This window comes from Mesorhizobium sp. M1142 (assembly GCF_040318565.1).
GTDB lineage: Bacteria > Pseudomonadota > Alphaproteobacteria > Rhizobiales > Rhizobiaceae > Mesorhizobium.
The window spans coordinates 175,175-192,098 of the sequence record NZ_JAMYMK010000002.1; the positions used below are offsets into that span (position 1 = coordinate 175,175).

Annotated in this window: 14 protein-coding genes; 5 read left to right on the forward strand and 9 right to left on the reverse strand. The window is 63.3% G+C overall.

The window, feature by feature from the left end; translation table 11 throughout:
• Positions 1-9: 9 nt before the first annotated feature.
• Positions 10-1,353, reverse strand: coding sequence for an aminotransferase-like domain-containing protein (locus NKH42_RS04820; protein ID WP_352751096.1), 1,344 nt, complete (start codon positions 1,351-1,353; stop codon positions 10-12).
• 104 nt (positions 1,354-1,457) lie between these two features.
• On the opposite strand from NKH42_RS04820, the gene NKH42_RS04825 reads away from it, so the two are divergent.
• From NKH42_RS04825 to NKH42_RS04845, 5 genes are all read left to right on the forward strand, one after another.
• Positions 1,458-2,432, forward strand: coding sequence for a substrate-binding domain-containing protein (locus NKH42_RS04825; RefSeq protein WP_352751094.1), 975 nt, complete (start codon positions 1,458-1,460; stop codon positions 2,430-2,432).
• A gap of 70 nt (positions 2,433-2,502) precedes the next feature.
• Entirely contained in the window at positions 2,503-3,333 is an 831-nt protein-coding gene (locus NKH42_RS04830) for an ABC transporter substrate-binding protein (protein ID WP_502895567.1), read from the forward strand.
• An 8-nt stretch (positions 3,334-3,341) separates the two neighbouring features.
• On the forward strand, positions 3,342-4,262 hold the full coding sequence (locus NKH42_RS04835) for an amino acid ABC transporter permease (RefSeq protein ID WP_023674013.1): 921 nt from the start codon (positions 3,342-3,344) through the stop codon (positions 4,260-4,262).
• A complete protein-coding gene (locus NKH42_RS04840) occupies positions 4,249-5,022 on the forward strand; it encodes an amino acid ABC transporter ATP-binding protein (protein WP_023674014.1) in 774 nt (257 codons plus the stop codon). The genes NKH42_RS04835 and NKH42_RS04840 overlap by 14 nt, the downstream gene beginning before the upstream one ends.
• A gap of 47 nt (positions 5,023-5,069) precedes the next feature.
• Positions 5,070-6,251: a M20 aminoacylase family protein gene (locus tag NKH42_RS04845; protein WP_352751092.1), complete on the forward strand. Its 1,182-nt coding sequence runs from the start codon at positions 5,070-5,072 to the stop codon at positions 6,249-6,251.
• Between the two features lie 121 nt (positions 6,252-6,372).
• Here NKH42_RS04845 and NKH42_RS04850 read toward each other — a convergent pair whose 3' ends face one another.
• The 8 genes from NKH42_RS04850 to NKH42_RS04885 all read right to left on the reverse strand — a co-directional run bounded on the left by NKH42_RS04850 (position 6,373) and on the right by NKH42_RS04885 (position 16,859).
• Positions 6,373-8,019 (reverse strand): calcium-binding protein, encoded by a 1,647-nt coding sequence (locus NKH42_RS04850; protein ID WP_352751090.1) that lies wholly within the window; start codon positions 8,017-8,019, stop codon positions 6,373-6,375.
• Between the two features lie 158 nt (positions 8,020-8,177).
• Positions 8,178-10,160 (reverse strand): ABC transporter permease, encoded by a 1,983-nt coding sequence (locus NKH42_RS04855; protein ID WP_352738580.1) that lies wholly within the window; start codon positions 10,158-10,160, stop codon positions 8,178-8,180.
• Positions 10,157-11,233: a quaternary amine ABC transporter ATP-binding protein gene (locus NKH42_RS04860; RefSeq protein WP_352973964.1), complete on the reverse strand. Its 1,077-nt coding sequence runs from the start codon at positions 11,231-11,233 to the stop codon at positions 10,157-10,159. Before NKH42_RS04860 ends, NKH42_RS04855 begins: the two co-directional genes overlap by 4 nt.
• A 74-nt stretch (positions 11,234-11,307) precedes the next feature.
• Positions 11,308-12,279, reverse strand: a complete 972-nt coding sequence (locus NKH42_RS04865) for an ABC transporter substrate-binding protein (protein ID WP_352645412.1) — start codon at positions 12,277-12,279, stop codon at positions 11,308-11,310.
• Positions 12,280-12,693: 414 nt separating this feature from the next.
• Positions 12,694-13,479 carry an SDR family oxidoreductase gene (locus NKH42_RS04870; RefSeq protein ID WP_352738583.1) on the reverse strand — a complete coding sequence of 262 codons (786 nt, stop codon included), beginning with the start codon at positions 13,477-13,479 and terminating at the stop codon, positions 12,694-12,696.
• An 8-nt stretch (positions 13,480-13,487) separates the two neighbouring features.
• Positions 13,488-14,252, reverse strand: coding sequence for an SDR family oxidoreductase (locus NKH42_RS04875; protein ID WP_352751087.1), 765 nt, complete (start codon positions 14,250-14,252; stop codon positions 13,488-13,490).
• A gap of 126 nt (positions 14,253-14,378) precedes the next feature.
• A complete protein-coding gene (locus tag NKH42_RS04880) occupies positions 14,379-15,887 on the reverse strand; it encodes a sugar ABC transporter ATP-binding protein (protein ID WP_352505283.1) in 1,509 nt (502 codons plus the stop codon).
• Between the two features lie 33 nt (positions 15,888-15,920).
• Positions 15,921-16,859, reverse strand: a complete 939-nt coding sequence (locus NKH42_RS04885; protein WP_254820381.1) for a sugar ABC transporter substrate-binding protein — start codon at positions 16,857-16,859, stop codon at positions 15,921-15,923.
• Between the last annotated feature and the right edge of the window lie 65 nt (positions 16,860-16,924).

The following is a 16,924-nucleotide window of genomic DNA, read 5'->3' on the forward strand; positions in this document are numbered from 1 at the left end:
TGCCTTGCCTCAGACAACTTCCCGCGCCGGGTCGGCTGCCAGCGCCAGGGAATTTGCGACGTGCTCGAGGTGCTCCTCGTCCAGAATGCTGGTCGCGACGCGGACAGCGTTCGTTTTTCCCGTCGAAAACTTCGCTCCGGCATGGACCGCGATGCCGTGGGCGGCCAGCGTGACCATCGCGTAAGGTTCCGAAGCAACCGGAATGAGGACGCTGAGACCGTGCCCGGCGTCGATATCGACATTGCGTTTGGCCAGTTCGCAGGCGAGCCGTTCGCGGCGGCGGCGGTAGACCTGCTTCGCCCGCTCCACCAGGGCGGCCGTGGCCGGGTCTTGCAGCAGCCAGGCGGTGGCCGCCTGCAGGATGCGGCTGGTCCATCCCGAGCTGAAGCTGCGGTAGGACTGGATCTGCTCGACGATCGTCGCCGATCCGGACAGGACGGCGAGCCGCAGGTCCGGGCCGTGGGTCTTGGAATAGGACAGGATATGGACGACGCGATCGGGAAAACGCCGACCCAGCGAAATGCGCGGCGCCGAGGCAATATCGCCAACGCCGTCATCTTCGACAATCAGCACGTCGGTACCGGCGAGCAGGTCGCCGATGACTTCCAGCCGCGCCGGCGACATGCAGGCGCCGGTCACCGAATGGACGCGCGGCTGGAACAGGAACGCCACCGGTCGCTGCCGCAGTGCGCTGGCGAGCGCGTCCGGCAGGGGGCCCTCACCGTCGCAATCTACCGGAATGATCGGTACGTCGAGATCTTCGAGGATGTCGAGCAGGCGAAGCGCCGTCGGGTTCTCGATGGCCACCGGCGCTCCCGGCGGGACCAGCGCATGCAGCAAGGTGTAGATGGCGTTGTAACCGCCATTGGTGGCCAGGAACGCACCGGGATCGTACGGCCATGACGGGCGCACTGCGGCCTCCAGCTCGGGCAGGATACGCACCCGCTCGTAACTGTTGAGCTTTTCGGCGCGCGCACCATGCGCCAGCGCGATGTCGAGCGGCGGCAAGAGCCTCACATCGGGCTCCGCGATCGCCAGGTTCAGAACATCCTGTCCGTAATTGCCGCCGCTCATGTGGCGCTCGGGCCGCGCGGCAAAGCGGTTGCCCATGATCCAGGTGCCGTTGCGTCCGCGGCCGCCGATGATCTTGTAGCGCCGCAACTCGCTCCACGCCTGCGAGACCGTCGCCGGGCTGACGCCGAGCACATAGGCCAGATCGCGCACCGGCGGAAGCTTTGCGCCGACGGGCAGCGCGCCGCTTCTGATCAGCGCACTGGTCTCGCGCGCGATGCCGCGCATCGTGCGGTCGCCGAGGCGTTCAGCGAACCATCCTGCATCGAAATCCATCGGCATCGGCGACCGTTTAAAGCTAATGTTCAATAACATAATAACATTTGATCGGCAGAAAATAAACATTTACCAATCGCCGGTCAAACATAGCTTTGAAGTTCATGCCGATGGCCGTTTCCATCACTATAGCTACCCGCGATTGGGACTATCTCACCCCCTTGGTCCTGGGTGACGTCGCCTCCAGCCGCCTGTCGGTGAAGGTTGACCGCGTCGCCACGCTGATCGCGGATCTCGGCACCGATCCGAACTACGATGCGGCGGAGGTCTCGTTCAGCCGTTATGTGTCGGCCATGGCGTCGGGCGTCGATACGGTGGTTGGACTACCGTGTTTCATTATGCGCGGCTTTCGCCATCGCTGTATCATCACGGTCGAGGACAGTCCGCTGGAGCAGCTTTCCGACCTTGCCGGCAAACGTATCGGCGTCACCGGCTGGCGCGATTCCGGCAACATGTGGACGCGCGGGGCGCTTCGCCGGGAGGGCGTCGGCATCGAGGATGCGTATTGGTTTGCCGGCCGGTTGACATCCGAGCACCCGATCGCCGACCGCCTCGACGGATTCGGCAGGCCGGGGCGCATCGAAGCAGCACCGGGCGAACGCCCGATGATGGAGCTGCTGGCGCAAGGCGAGCTCGACGCCGTTTTCACGCCCTTCATGCCGGACGGCTTTTTCGGCCGGGCTTCCGGCTTCCGGCAAGTGCTGCGCGATTTTCGCGCGGCCGAACGCGCCTATTTCGCCGACGTCGGTTATGTGCCGGGCATGCATCTGGTCGCCGTCAAGGCTGCAATGGCCAGGGAACATCCCTGGCTGCCGCAGGAACTCGCCAGGCTGATCGACGAAAGCCAGCGCGTCTGGACGGCAAAGCGCCGAAAATATGCCGACACCTCGCCCTGGATCCTCGAGGAGCTGCTTCATGCGGGGCGCGACCTGCCTGCCTCCTGGAACGCCAGCGGCCTGCCGGCCAACCGGCGCATGATCGAGGATTTCGTCACCGAGCTCCATGCCCAGGGCATTCTGGCGGAACCGATTTCCGCCGAAGCCTTGTTTCCTTTCGAGGCCAGGTCGCGGGCCACCGCAGCCTGACAACGCAACGAAGAACACGAAGGAGAATGCCATGAGGACAATCAGCTTCATATTCGCCTCGCTCGTCACCATGCTGGCGCAGGCCAGCTTTGCCCAGGACGTCCAAAAGCAATCGGTGAACGAAGACTTGCGCGCCCGGCTGCCGGAAGAGATCCGCACGGCGGGAAAGATCACGGCTGTCAACAACGGCTCGTTCCCGCCCTATGAGATCGTCACCGGCACGGAACTGTCCGGGGCGACCAAAGACATTTCGGACGCCATCGGCCAGTTGCTCGGCGTCGAGGTCGATCATGCCTCGGTCGCCGGCCTGCCGGCTTTGCTGAGCGGCATCAATGCCGGCCGTTATCAGTTCGCGATGGGGCCTGTCGGCGACTATCCCGACCGCCAGAAATCCAACGACTTCATCGATTGGGTGCGCGAATACGTCGTCTTCGCCGTCGAGAAGGGCAACCCGCAAGGCATCACCTCGCTCGACACCGCGTGCGGCAAGCGCATTGCCGTGATGTCGGGTGGCTCGGCCGAAAAGGTCATCAAGCAGCAGGCGCAGAAATGCACCGAGGGCGGCAAGCCGGCCGTCGAGGTGCAATCCTTCACCGACCAGCCAAGCTCGATACTGGCCGTCCGGTCAAAGCGGTCCGATGCATTCTTCTCCTCGCAGGCGCCGCTGACCTATTTCGTCGAGCAGGCGAAGGGCCAGCTGGAACTCGCCGGGGTCGGCCAGGCCAACGGCTTCAAGGACATCTACCAAGGCGCCGTCGTCAAGAAGGGTTCGCCGCTGGGCGGCGTGCTGCTCGATGCCTTCAAGATCCTGATGAAGAACGGCACCTACGCCGCGGTAATGAAGAAGTGGGGCCTCGAGAAGAACATGATCGACGCGCCCGGCATCAACCAGGGCCAGTAGAGGCTGCCATGACCGACGCGACCGCTGCCTACGCGGCCGGGCTGCCGCGGCGTCCCGACGACGCGCTGCGCGACGTCAAACGAGCCCACCGGCCGTTTCCGCTCGTCCGGCTGGCGCTCTGGGCGTTCACCGTCGCCGTGGCAGCCGGCTTCGCCTATATCGTTGCAGTCAACCCGAATTTCGGCTGGCCGGTCGTCGCCCAGTATTTCTTCGATCCGACGGTCATGCAGGGGCTTTCCGTAACGCTCGGCCTGACGGTCGTGGCGATGATCCTGGGTATCGTGCTCGGCCTGCTGCTCGCCATCGCGCGCATGTCGAACGATAGGCTGGCATCCCTTCTCTCCGGCCTGTTCATCTGGTTCTTCCGGGGAACGCCGCTGCTGGTGCAATTGATCCTGTGGTACAACCTTTCGACGCTGTTTCCGCGCATTTCCATTGGCTTCGCCAGTTGGAACACCAACGACCTGATCACGCCTTTGACGGCCGCCGTTCTTGGTCTGGCGCTGAACGAGGCCGCCTACATGGCCGAGATCATCCGTGGCGGGCTGCTGTCGGTGGACAAGGGACAGGCCGAAACGGCTGAAGCCTTCGGCATGACCCGCGCGCGGTCCTTACGGCGCATCATCATCCCGCAGGCGATGCGGTCGATCGTGCCGCCGACCGGCAATCAGCTGATCAGCATGATCAAGGCGACGTCGCTTGTCAGCGTCATCGCCATGGCCGACCTGCTCTACTCGGTGCAGTCGATCTACAACCGCACCTTCGAAATCATTCCGCTGCTGATGGTTGCAGTGCTGTGGTACCTGCTGATCACCTCGGTCCTCAATGTCGCGCAAGGCGCGATCGAACGCCACTACAGCCGCGGCGACCGCGGCGCGCGCGAGAAGACGGCGACCGCCACCCTGGAGGCCGCCAATGAGCGCGCATGACACGCCCCTGGTCCGGGCGCGCAACGTTCACAAGGCCTTCGGCCCGCTCGAGGTGCTGAAGGGCATTGATCTGGACGTCGCGCCTGGCGAGGTGGTGGTCATTCTCGGACCGTCCGGCTCCGGAAAGTCGACCTTCCTGCGATGCATCAATCATCTCGAGGCGATCGACCAGGGGTCGATCGAGGTGGACGGCGAGCAGATCGGTTACCGGTTGCACGACGGCCGCCTCGACAAGCTTTCCGACCGCGCGATCGCCGCGCAGCGGCGCAAGATCGGCATGGTGTTCCAGCAGTTCAATCTCTATCCGCACATGACGACCCTGCAGAACGTCATCGAGGCTCCGGTCGGCGTTCACCGGGAGAACCGCAAGGAGGCGATCGGCTACGCCCGCGAACTGCTGACCCGCGTCGGACTCGCCGACAAGATCGACGCCTATCCGCGCCAGCTTTCAGGCGGCCAGCAGCAGCGCGTCGCCATCGCCCGTGCGCTCGCCATTCGCCCGAAATTGATGCTCTTCGACGAGCCGACCTCGGCGCTCGATCCGGAGCTGGTCGGCGAGGTGCTCGCCACCATGCGCGATCTCGCCAGGCAGGGCTTGACCATGATCGTGGTCACGCATGAGATCGGCTTCGCCCGCGAAGCGGCGGATCGGGTGGTGTTCATGGACGACGGAAATGTGATCGAGGCCGGGCCTCCGGACGAGGTTCTCGCTAAACCCAGGCACCCGCGCACGCGGGCTTTCTTAAGCCGTTTCATCTAACAGCAAAGCCGGCGCGATTTACCTATTCGGCCGGCAAAGGACCTCCCATGCCAAAGACCTCCAACCAGTTCGCCGATATTTCCGACTTCGCCGACAAGGCCGCCGAGCTTGCAGCGGCCCGCCAGCACCTGCACGCGCATCCCGAGCTTTCATTCCAGGAGCACGAAACGGCTGCATACGTTGCCGAACGGCTCGAAAGCTGGGGCTATGAGGTGACGCGCAATGTCGGCGGGCTCGGCGTCGTCGGCCGCTTGCGCCAGGGCAGCGGCCGCAGCATCGCCATCCGCGCCGACATGGACGCCTTACCGATTACCGAAGCGACCAATCTCCCTTATGCCAGCCAGGCCAGCGGCAAGATGCACGCCTGCGGCCATGACGGCCACACCACGATGCTGCTCGGCGCCGCCGAATACCTGGCGCGCACGCGGCATTTTAACGGCACGGTGAACCTCATCTTCCAGCCGGCCGAGGAAGCCGGCAAGGGAAGCGGGGCGCAGGCGATGATCGCCGACGGCCTGTTCGAGCGCTTTCCCTGCGATGCGATATTCGGGCTGCATAACCATCCGGGCGCGCCGACGGGTTCGTTCCTGATGCGCGCCGGGCCGCTGATGGCGGCGAGCGATACCGTCACGATCAAGATAACCGGGCGTGGCGGCCACGCCTCGCGTCCGCACCTGACGGTCGACCCGATCGTCGCTGCCGCCAACATCGTCATGACCCTGCAGACGGTGGTGTCGCGCAACGTCAACCCCATCGAGACGGCTGTCGTTACCGTCGGCACCATTCACGGCGGCACGGCCTCCAACGTCATCCCGGAACACGCCGAGATCGCGCTGAGCGTCCGCTCTTTCTCGGCCGAGATCCGCGACACGCTCGAGCAGCGTATTCGCAATATCGCAGCACTTGTGGCGCAGGCGCATGGCGCAACGGTCGAGATCGATTACGAGCGCGGCTACCCGGTGGTGGTCAATTCCGAGCGCGAGACGTCCTTTGCGACAGACATCGTTGTCGAACTCGTCGGTCAGGACAAGGTGTCCGTCTGCCCGTTGATCCCCGGCAGCGAAGACTTTTCTTATTTCCTCGAACACAAACCCGGTTGCTTCCTGCGCCTCGGAAACGGCGAGGATTCAGCCATCCTGCACAGCCCGAAATACGATTTCAACGACGGCAATCTGACCGTCGGCGCAGCGCTCTGGGCTCGACTGACCGAGAGATTCCTGGCCATTTGATTCACATCTGCGGCTTGGATTGTCGATCGGCCGGTCGAGCAGAATTGGGGCGACCGGCCGCGCGACTATCAACGAACTCTCACCGCATTCCGCCTCTTCGAATAGGATAAGAGTTTCGCTCTCAGACGAACAAAAAGTCGCTCGTCGTCAGCGTGTTCGTAAAGTTTGCGAGAGTAACTTGATCGACTCCCGCGGTAATGATGGTGTCGGTTCCAGTTTGCGCAATAGTGAGATCATCGAACGATTGCACGCGCTCCACGCCGCTAAACACGATAGTGTCGCCTTGGGTCTGGCTGAAATCGTAGATGGTGTTTTGGGTTCCGACCGTCATGGAACCATCGTCCTTGAATATGAATTGGTCTCTGCCGCCCTGAGCCAACTCGCTCAGTTGCCCGTCGCCCCACATGTCATTGATGACCGTGCAGCCGGGTGCCGCGCTCCCGGCGTACAGGGTATCGTTTCCGCCCTTGGCCGAACCGGACATTTGCAGAGCGTCGCCGCACAGGAAGTTACGGACCTGGCCGCTTTCGCTGTTCTGGCCCCCAGTAAGAATGTCGTTGCCGCCCTGGGCGGAACCGGACATAGAGCGCGCGTCGCCGTATAACTCGTTTAGAACATCAGGAAAGGCGCTTTTGTCCCCGCCAGTCAGGGTATCATTGCCGCCCACAGCGCTGCCGAGCATCGTGACCGCATCGCCATACCCCAAATTATGAGTGCCTTGCAGCACGGCCACGTCGTCGCCCCCAAGCGCGTGATCGAACATACTGCCGCCCGCGTCCCCGTAGAACGTTATCTCCGAGCCACCCGCGCTCGTGAAAGTGTCGTTGCCGCCCGCGGCGAAACCGGAAAGATCACCGCCCGCATCGCCATAAAGAGTTTTGCTCCCGATCTCCCCACCCAGGTCCGTATAGTGGTCGTCGCCGCCCTGAGCATGGTCAGACATGTTGCCGCCGGCGTCACCGAAGAAGGTGTTGGTGGAAAAGAAGCTACCCGTGAAGGTATCGTTGCCACCCTTGCTGTAGGCCGACATATCGCCGCCGGCATCGCCGTAGAAAGTGTTGAAGGAGTCGGTCCTGCTCGTGAAATTGTCGTCGCCGCCTTGCGCATTGCCGGACATGTTGCTGCCCGCGTCACCGTAGAAAATGTTATTGGCTTCTATCGAGCCCTGGAAGGTGTCGTTGCCGCCCTTGCCATGATCGGACATCTCGCCGCCCGCGTCACCGTAAAAGATGTGATCGGCTCCTTGTCGAGTGCTGGTCACGAAAATGTCGTCGCCGCCTTGAGCAAAGCCGAACATGTTGCCGCCGGCGTCGCCGTAGAATGTGTTGTCTACCCGTCTACCCACTTCACTGCTCAACGTATCGTTGCCGCCCTTGCTGTGGTCCGACATATCGCCGCCGGCATCGCCGTAAAAAGTGTTGGAGGAGTCGCCCTCGGCGGTAAAACTGTCGTCGCCGCCCTGAGCATGGACGAACATGTTGCCGCCGACGTCACCGTAGAAGATGTACGTGCCTAGCGAGGCGCCTGTGAAACTGTCGTTGCCGCCCTTGCTGTGGTCCGAGCCATCCTCGCCGGCATCTCCGTACGCAGTGGTGGTGGAGGATGGCGGCCCCGTGAAGGTGTCGTTGCCGCCTCTTGAGAAATCGAGCAGGCTGCCGCCAGCATCGCCGATTAAGATGTTTGTATTTAGATCGCCTGCGAGGACGTCATCGGTGCCCCGTTGACGATCTACTAGATCACCGGGAGTAAAGGGAACGCGTATAGCCATTGTTCGCTCTCCTGTTGAGCCTGCCCGTCCGATGACAGCCGTACGATTTGAGGTAACAGCGAGCAATCATCCCGAATGGCTATATCTTTAGGCGTAGGGATCGGTGCCTCGTTAACGGCGCGCTTGGCGGCAGCTTCCTGACGCCGTCCTATTCCGGACTATCCCAGCCTTGCGCGAGCCTTCGCCGTCCAGGCGTTGAACAGCCGGTCGGCGACGATGCCGATGAAGGCAATGGCCAGGCCGGCGACGATCCCGCGGCCGGAATCGGCCTTGGACAGGGCGATGAACACCTCCTGGCCGAGATCGCGCGTGCCGACCATGGCGCAGATGATGATCATCGCCAGTGCCATCAGGATTGTCTGGTTGACGCCAAGCATGATCTCTGGAAGCGCCAGCGGCAGCTGCACGCAAAAGAAGGTCTGGCGCCTGGTGCAGCCCGAAACCTTCGCCGCCTCGATCAGCGCCGGCGGCACCTGTCGAATGCCGTGATTGGTGTAGCGGATCGCTGGCACCACGGCGAAGGCAACGGTGGCGATCATCGCGGTGACGTCGCCGACCCTGAACAGCATCACCACCGGAATGATGAAGCAGAACGACGGCAGCACCTGCAGTGTGTCGATGACCGGCGTGACGGTCTTTTCGAAGCGGTCGCTGCGCGATGCCATCAGCCCGATCGGGATGCCGATGAGGCAAGCGATAAAGGCCGAGATGCCGCACAAATAGACCGTCGCCATGGTCTTTTCCCAAAGGCCGGTGACGGCGCAGAACGCTGTCAATGCCGCGACCAGGGCGGCGAGGCGGAAGCCGCCGAGCTGGTATCCGGCAAGGCCGAGGAGACAAACCGCGCCCAGCCACGGAAAGCCCTCGCAGAAGGCGCGCACCGGGTTCAGCACGTTGAGGATAAGCGCCACGCGGAACGCTTCGATCGTGTCGAAGAAGTTGATGGTGATCCAGTTCACCGCCGCCTTCCACAAAGGCGCGGTGGTGAAGGTGATCGCCTTCGGCACCGCGGCGAAGGCCGGCACGAACAGGCCGAGCAGCGTGGTGACGGCGAGAATGGCGACGGCCAGCGTCAGGTTGGGATAACGCCGCCAGAAGCTGGTGCCGGCCTGATGGCGGACATTGCCCTTGTCGTGATTGTGGGCGATCGCCTGGCTCAGCCGGTCGAGTGCAATTGCCAGTGCGACAATGGCGAGGCCAGCCTCCATCGCCTCGCCGACCTTGAGCGCGCGCAGCGCCAAAAGCACGTCATAGCCGAGCCCACCGGCGCCGATCATCGAGGCGATGATCACCATATTGAGTGCCAGCATGATGACCTGGTTGACGCCGACCATCAATGTCGGCCGCGCCGACGGCAACAGCACTCGCCACAGCTTCTGCCGTGCCGTGCAGCCGGCCATCTCGCTGAAATCGTCGATCTCCGACGGCACCCGCGACAGGCCGAGCATCGTCGCCCGCACCATTGGCGGCGTCGCGAAAATTGCCGTCGCGATCATTGCCGAGACCGGGCTGTTGCCGAAAAGAAGCAGCATCGGGATGAGATAGGCGAAGGTCGGGATCGTCTGCATCAGATCGAGGGCAGGGGAGATCAACAGCCTCTCCACCCAAGGCTTGCGCCATGCCCAGATGCCGGCGAACAGCCCGGTGACAATGCAAAACGGCACGGCGATCGAGATTAAGCCCAGCGTCAGCATGGCGCTGGTCCACTGCCCGAACAGCGCGATGTAGAGAAAACAGCCGCCGGCCAGCGCACCCAGCTTCCAGCCGCCGGCCGCGCGTCCGGCAAGGTAGGCGGCAGCGCAGACGCCGACCCAGGACAGGCGCGGCAACACGACCATATCGGCGCCATGGCCGATCTTGAAATTTTTGGCCAGAAGAGCGAGCGCGAAATCGAGCGGCACGCCGAGCACCGCGGTGATCGAACGGGTCAGCCAGGAGAAATTCGACTTCACCCAGTTCATCAGCGCACCGACCCAGTCTGCGACAGGAACGATCGCGCCGGCCGGGTAATTGACCGCCCAGGGCAGGCTTTCCTGCAGCAGGAAGACGATAAGCACGGCGGCGAGCGCGCAGGCCCAGATCGCCAGCCAGGTTTGAATCGGCCGGGGCCTCGCTGCGCTGGCGCTTGCCGTGACCGTCATGCGCCGACCCCACGACGTTCTATGCCGGCGAGAAGATCGATCACCGCCTGCGGCGTGACCTCGCCGATCGGCTTTCCGGCGCCGTTGACCACCGCGAAGGGCTTGCCGGCAGAGACGATATCAGCCGAAAAACTTGATATCTTGGCATCCGGCGCGACCGTGCCGCCGTACTCGGCGCCATCGCAGGCGCGCATCAGGCTGCGCGCCGAGATCACCTTGGCGCGGTCGACGTCGCGGGTGAATTCGGCGACATAGTCGGTCGCCGGGTTGACCACCAACTCTTCCGGCGTGCCGATCTGGATGACCTCGCCGTCCTTCATGATGGCGATACGATCGGCTAGCCGGATGGCCTCGTCGAAATCATGGGTGATGAAGACGATGGTCTTGTGCAGCATGGTCTGCAGCCGCATCAGCTCGTCCTGCATCTCACGGCGGATCAGCGGGTCGAGGGCCGAGAACGGCTCGTCGAGGAACCAGATTTCCGGCTTCGTGGCGAGGCTGCGGGCGATGCCGACACGCTGCTGCTGTCCGCCGGAAAGCTCGCGCGGATAGAAATGCTCGCGGCCGCGCAAGCCAACCAGCTCGATGACTTCACGGGCTCGCTTCTCGCGCGTCGGCCGGTCCTGCCCCTGGATGCCCAAGGGAAAGGCGATGTTCTCCAGTACGTTGAGATGCGGCAGCAAGGCAAAATTCTGGAACACCATACCCATGCGATGGCGTCGCAGCTCGATCAGCGCGGCATCGGAAATCTTGAGCAGGTCCTTCCCCTCGAATTCGACCTTGCCGTGGGTCGGCTCGATCAGCCGCGACATGCAGCGCACCAGCGTCGACTTGCCTGACCCCGAAAGTCCCATGATGATGAAGATCTCGCCCTGTCGGATTTCGAGATCGACGGCGCGCACCGCGCCGACCAGTCCGGCCGCGGCGATGTCCGCCAGGCTGGCCTTGCCGTAGCGCCGGCGGATGAAATTGGCCGCGTCCGCCCCAAACAGCTTCCAGACATTGCGGCAGGCAAGCTTTATCGGGCGTGCATCGTTGCCGGCTTTCGCCGCCTGTTCAATCGTATCGCTCATTCAACCGTCCTTCTGGAATAGGGGATCGAGACCCGGCCCTGAATGGCCGGGTCGTCGCGTTTCCAGTCAGACGGTCACTCGGCCCAGGCTTTCCAGTCGGCTTCGTGGGCGGCGATCCAGGCGGCGGCGACATCTTCCGGCGTCTTGCCTTCGAGATCGATCTCGCCGCTCATCTTGTTGAGCTCGTCGGTATCGACCGTGTAGTTTTTCGCGACCTTGTAGGCGACCGGCCATTTGTCCTTCATGCCGGCCCAGGAATATTTCCAGATCTCGCCATGCGGCTTGCCGCAGTCATATTTGGCATCTGGGTTCACGCCCCATTTCGGGTCGTTGTAGCATTCCGGCGTATAGTCGGGGAATTCGACCCATTCGCCCTTGTATTTGGCCGGCGCCCAATGCGGCGAATAGATCCACAGCATGATCGGCGCCTTGCGCTGATAGGCCGAGTCCAGTTCGGCGAACATCGCCGCATCGGTGCCGGCATGGATGACGGTGAAGGGCAGTTTCAGCGCCTCGACGCGTTCGTCGTCAAAACCTTCCCATGTCACGGGTCCGCCGAGATAACGCCCCTTCGGCGCGGTTTCGGCGGTCGAGAACGCTTCGGCGCATTTCGGGTCTTTCAGCGCCTCCCAGTTAGGCAGGCCGGGGCATTTCTCTTTCATATACTCGGGAAACCACCATTCTTCCTTGGCCTTGGGTCCGAGCTTGCCGAGGCGTTCGGTCTGGCCCGTCGCGTCCGAGGCCTTCATCGCCTCGCCGGCCGTCGTGTCCCAGAATTCCAGGCCGACATCGATGTCGCCATTGGTCAGGCCGGTGGTCAGGCTGGAGAGATAGTCGGCGGTCGGGTACTCGACGGTGTAGCCGAGCTTTTCGAGGATGCCGCCGAGGATCTTGGCGTTCAGATTGACGCTGGTCCAGTCGAACAGCGCGATCTTGATCGGGTCGTTGGATTCCGGCGCTGCCGCATAGGCCGAAGATGTCAGTGCGGCTGCGGCAAGTGTTAAGGCTCCCATTGAGAAACTCGAAATCATGTTCCGAAGTGACATGCTTGTTCTCCTGTCAAGCTCTGGTGAAGTTATCGTTCGTTCCCTTCTTGCGTCTTTTTTTGATTGTGTTGGAAAAGCTGGTCGTTGCGCAAGGGCGTTGGCGCCAGATTGCTGCCGGCGCTGAAGCGGCGCAGAGCGGATGGTGCCCAATTTTGTGAAAATGTGCCGGAGGGGACCGTGTCATGGCTGCCGATGGATTGCCGCCAAGGCAGTCCGCGGATCGATCGCCGGTCTGGCGGCGCTATGAAAGGTGCGAGCCATCAAGGTCCCATGATCTCAGCTGTCGGCCTGGCGAACCCATCTCGCCAGAGCCGTTTCATGGGATGAAATTATATATACCAACATTCATGTCTCGCAACGCGTAATGCCGTCACGGTCATGCAATTCGGACAGGGCACTGCCGCCCGAGTATCCTCACGACATGATCAGGCCGCCATCGACATTGATGGTCTGCCCGGTGATGTAGGCCGCATCGTCGCTGGCTAGAAAGCTGACCAGGCCGGAGACATCCTCGCCGCTGCCGGCGCGGCCCATCGGGATGTTCCTCACCCATTCGGCCATCAGCTCGCCGGGCTTGTAGTCGCCCATCAACTTGCCCCATGCGGCGTCGTTATAGGCCCACATATCGGTGTCGATGATGCCGGGGCAGATCGCGTTGACGGTGATCTTCTCCTTGGCCACTTCCTTGGCCAGGCTCTGGGTGACGCCGACGACGCCGAATTTCGAGGCCGCATAATGCGGCGTGTAGATAAAGCCCTGCCGCGCCTGGCCGGATGCGGTGTTGATCAGCCGGCCGCCATCGCCATGCTTGCGGATGCGCGCGATCGCCTCCTGGCAGCACAGGAACACGCCCTTGGTGTTGACCGCCATCACCTTGTCCCATTCGGCCTCGGTCATCGCCTCTATCCTGGCGATTGTGATGACACCGGCATTCTGTACGGAGATGTCGACGCGGCCGAACTGTTGCTCGGCCAGGTCATAGAGGGCGACGACCTCGTCCTTTTTGGTCACGTCCATGCGCAGCGATGCGACCTTGGCGCCCGTAGCCTTGAGATCGGCGGCGACCTCTTCGACGCGCGCGTCGATGGCGCTGACGACGACCGCGGCACCTTCCGCCGCGAAGCGCCTGGCCATTGCCGCGCCGATGCCGCCGCTGGCGCCGGTGATGACCGCCGTTTTTCCCTGGAATCGCTTCTGCATCTTTTCTCCTACCAGCAGACGAAGCCGCCATCGACGATCAGGTCGATGCCGGTGACGAAACTCGAGGCGCGGCTGGCCAGGAACACGGTCGGGCCGACCATCTCTTCCGGCGCCGCCATGCGGCCCATCGGCGTGTCGCGCTCAAAGATCCTGACCTGGTCGGCGACCTCCGGCCGCTTGTTCATCGGCGTCAGCGTGTAGCCGGGGCTGACGACATTGACGCGCAGGCCGCGATCGGCCCATTCCATGGCGAGGCTCTTCGACATGTGGATCACCGCGGCCTTCGACGAATTGTAATGCGCCTGGGTCAGGCCGCGATTGACGATCGAGCCCGACATCGAGGCGATGTTGATGATCGAGCCTTTGCGCCGCGTCAGCATGGCGCGGGCCTCGGCCTGGCAGGACAGGAACACGCCGCTGACATTGACGTCGTAGAGCTTCTGCCATTTCTCCAGCGACAGCGTCTCGGCCGGCTCAGCTCCGGCGACGCCGGCATTGTTGACGGCGACCGTCAGCGCGCCGAGTTCCTTCTCCGTACGCTCGATCGCGGCCGCAAGATCGGCCTCTGAAGTCACCGTGCCGTTCAGCACCAGCGCCTTGCGGCCAAGTGCCGTGATCCGGTGCGCGGTCTCCTCCAGCCCGCCTTTGGAGGCGTGGCCGAAGCAGGCTATGTCGGCGCCGGCCCCGGCCAAGCCGATGGCGATTGCTTGGCCGATGCCGCTGCCGGCGCCCGTAACAAGTGCCACGTCACCATGAAGTTCGAATAGTTTCATCGTCGGTCCCTCTGTTCCAACCGCCGTCCTCCGGAAATAAAGGGGCGCCAACTCTGTTGCTGGCGCCCCGCGCGGTCTGGTGCCCGGGAGGATACCACCTGCTGCGCTTTGTTTCGATGGGCCGTCCTAGCTCGTGGCGAGTTCCATCACGGCGACATTGCTCGCTTCGCTGCGGTCGAGAATGCCGCGTTGCCGGCCGCGGCTCAGCACCAGCACGCGATGCGACAGGCCGAGCACTTCCTCGAGATCGGAACTCACCACCACCACCGCCATGCCGGAACGGGCAAGGTCGGCGATGACATCATAGATCGCGGCGCGTGCACCGACGTCTATGCCGCGCGTCGGCTCGTCCAGGATGAACACCTTGGGCGGGCGCGACACCCATTTGGCGATGATCACCTTCTGCTGGTTGCCGCCGGAGAGCTTGCTGACCGCCTGGTTCGGCCGGCCCTTGACGCCGAGCCGGCGAATGCCGGCCTCGGCGAATTTCTGCACCGCCTTCGGGAACACCCAGCCATTCGGCGCGACATGGTCGAAATTGCCGATCGCCAGGTTCTCGCCGATCGTCTGATCGAGCACCACGCCTTGCGCCTTGCGGTCTTCCGGTACGAGAACGACGCCGGCCTTGATCCCCGCCGCCGGGCCATTGAGGTGCACCGGCTTGCCGGCGACGCGCACCGAACCCGATGAGATCGGATCGGCACCGGCGATCGCCCGCACCAGCTCCGTGCGTCCGGCGCCGATCAGCCCGGCAATGCCGAGGATTTCGCCGGCCCGCACTGAAAAGCTGACATTTTGAAAGCTGCGTTCCGGCGAGGACAGGTTCTCGACTTCGAGCAGCGTGTCGTTGCCCGGCGCCGATACCGTAGGGAACATCCGCTCGACGCTGCGGCCGACCATCTGCTCGACCACGGTGCGCACCGGAATGTCGGCGCGCTCGTGCCGGGCGACGATGCGCCCGTCGCGCATCACCACCACGCGGTCGGCGATTTGGGCGATCTCGTCCAGCCGGTGGCTAATATAGATGAAGGACATGCCTTCCGCCTTGAGCTTGCGGATTTGCTGGAACAGGAGCTCCGTTTCGTCGCCGCCAAGGGCGGCCGTCGGTTCGTCGAAGATCAGCAGCTCGGCATTGAGCGTCAGCGCCTTGGCGATTTCGACCTGCTGCTGGGCGGCGATACGCAGCGTGCGCACTTTGCGCTCGGGCGGGACATCGAGGCCGAGGCGCTTCAACTGGGCCGATGCCCGTGCATTCATTGCCGCGCGGTCGATGCGGCCGCCGCGCATCGGCAGGCGCCCCACATAGACGTTTTCGGCGACCGACAGATCGGGCAAGAGCTTCAGCTCCTGGTGGATCATGCCGATGCCGGCGTCGATCGCCGCGGCAGGATTGGCGGGGGAATAAGGGTTCCCCCGCCAGGTGATGGTGCCGGCATCGGGTTTCGTCGACCCGGCGATGATGTTCGAGACGGTCGACTTGCCGGCGCCGTTTTCGCCAAGCAGCGCCACGACCTCGCCCGGCCGCACCTCGAAGCTCGCATCGGCCAGGACCTGCACCGGCCCGTAGCTCTTGCAGAGGCCGCTGACGACGAGCCCGTTATGGGGGCTGTGCGTATGGCGAGGATCGGTGGACATCGTTGCGCTCGTTGACTGCCGGACTGGTCTCAATCAGGGATGCTTGGCGATGAACTGCTCGACATTGTCCTTGGTGGTCAAAGTCGCATCCTGCAGCTGTTCGGCGGGAATGGTCTCGCCGGCCACCAGCTTGATTGCCGCGTCGACGGCAAGCCGGCCCATGCCTTGCGTCTGCTGCGTTGCCGTCACGTCGAAGACGCCGTCCTTCAGTGCCTTGAGCGCCGCCACGTCGCCGTCGAAGCCGGCAACCCAGACCTTGTGGCCAGGATTGGCGACCTTTACCGCCTGCGCCGCACCGAGCGCCAGCGCGTCGGCCTGGCCGATGACGATCGACACATCCGGATGCGACTGCAACAGATCCTGCGTCAGCTTGAAGCCTTCGTCCTGGTGCCAGCCTTCGCTCCACAATTCGCCGACCACCTTGATGTCGGGATAGCCCTTCAACGCTTCGCCGCAGCCCTTCGAGCGATCGACCTCGGGCGTCGTACCCTTCTGGCCGTGGATGATGATCAACTCGCCCTTGCCGCCGGCCTGCTTGGCGATGTAGTCGCAAACCGCCTTGGCCGATGCCACGCTGTTGGTGGCGATGAATGTGTCGCCGGGTGCGCCGTCGGCGTTGCGATCGACATTGATCACTGGGATGCCGGCCGCCTTGGCCGTCTTGGTCGGCACGGTGGCGGCGGTGGCGCCGGCCGGAATGTAGATCAGCGCGTCGATGTTTTGCGTGATCAGGTCCTGCACTTGGCTGACCTGGGTCGCCGAATCGCCCTTGGCATCGACGGTAACGACCTCTATGCCCTTTTCCTTGCCGTAGGCTTCGACGGACTGCTTGATCTGGTTGAAGAAGTCGGCCTGCAGATTGGCGACGGCGAGGCCGAGCTTCTTGGCCTCCTTGGCCGAGGCCATATCGGACAGGCCAAGCAGCGGGATGACGGCCGCGGCGGCAAGCAGCAATGAACGTTTGGTCAGCATGTTTATTCCTCCGTTGATGTTCAATCTGTCCTGCCCGCGCATCGCGGCGCCCCTTGGCCGAACAA

What these genes read in the sequence shown, in the direction of transcription:
- NKH42_RS04850 (WP_352751090.1), bottom strand. Translation starts at nt 8,019, where the DNA reads ATGGCTATACGCGTTCCCTTTACTCCCGGTGATCTAGTAGATCGTCAA.
- NKH42_RS04855 (WP_352738580.1), bottom strand. Translation starts at nt 10,160, where the DNA reads ATGACGGTCACGGCAAGCGCCAGCGCAGCGAGGCCCCGGCCGATTCAA.
- NKH42_RS04840 (WP_023674014.1), top strand. Translation starts at nt 4,249, where the DNA reads ATGAGCGCGCATGACACGCCCCTGGTCCGGGCGCGCAACGTTCACAAG.
- NKH42_RS04875 (WP_352751087.1), bottom strand. Translation starts at nt 14,252, where the DNA reads ATGAAACTATTCGAACTTCATGGTGACGTGGCACTTGTTACGGGCGCC.
- NKH42_RS04870 (WP_352738583.1), bottom strand. Translation starts at nt 13,479, where the DNA reads ATGCAGAAGCGATTCCAGGGAAAAACGGCGGTCATCACCGGCGCCAGC.
- NKH42_RS04825 (WP_352751094.1), top strand. Translation starts at nt 1,458, where the DNA reads ATGGCCGTTTCCATCACTATAGCTACCCGCGATTGGGACTATCTCACC.
- NKH42_RS04830 (WP_502895567.1), top strand. Translation starts at nt 2,503, where the DNA reads ATGCTGGCGCAGGCCAGCTTTGCCCAGGACGTCCAAAAGCAATCGGTG.
- NKH42_RS04820 (WP_352751096.1), bottom strand. Translation starts at nt 1,353, where the DNA reads ATGCCGATGGATTTCGATGCAGGATGGTTCGCTGAACGCCTCGGCGAC.
- NKH42_RS04860 (WP_352973964.1), bottom strand. Translation starts at nt 11,233, where the DNA reads ATGAGCGATACGATTGAACAGGCGGCGAAAGCCGGCAACGATGCACGC.
- NKH42_RS04845 (WP_352751092.1), top strand. Translation starts at nt 5,070, where the DNA reads ATGCCAAAGACCTCCAACCAGTTCGCCGATATTTCCGACTTCGCCGAC.
- NKH42_RS04835 (WP_023674013.1), top strand. Translation starts at nt 3,342, where the DNA reads ATGACCGACGCGACCGCTGCCTACGCGGCCGGGCTGCCGCGGCGTCCC.
- NKH42_RS04865 (WP_352645412.1), bottom strand. Translation starts at nt 12,279, where the DNA reads ATGTCACTTCGGAACATGATTTCGAGTTTCTCAATGGGAGCCTTAACA.
- NKH42_RS04885 (WP_254820381.1), bottom strand. Translation starts at nt 16,859, where the DNA reads ATGCTGACCAAACGTTCATTGCTGCTTGCCGCCGCGGCCGTCATCCCG.
- NKH42_RS04880 (WP_352505283.1), bottom strand. Translation starts at nt 15,887, where the DNA reads ATGTCCACCGATCCTCGCCATACGCACAGCCCCCATAACGGGCTCGTC.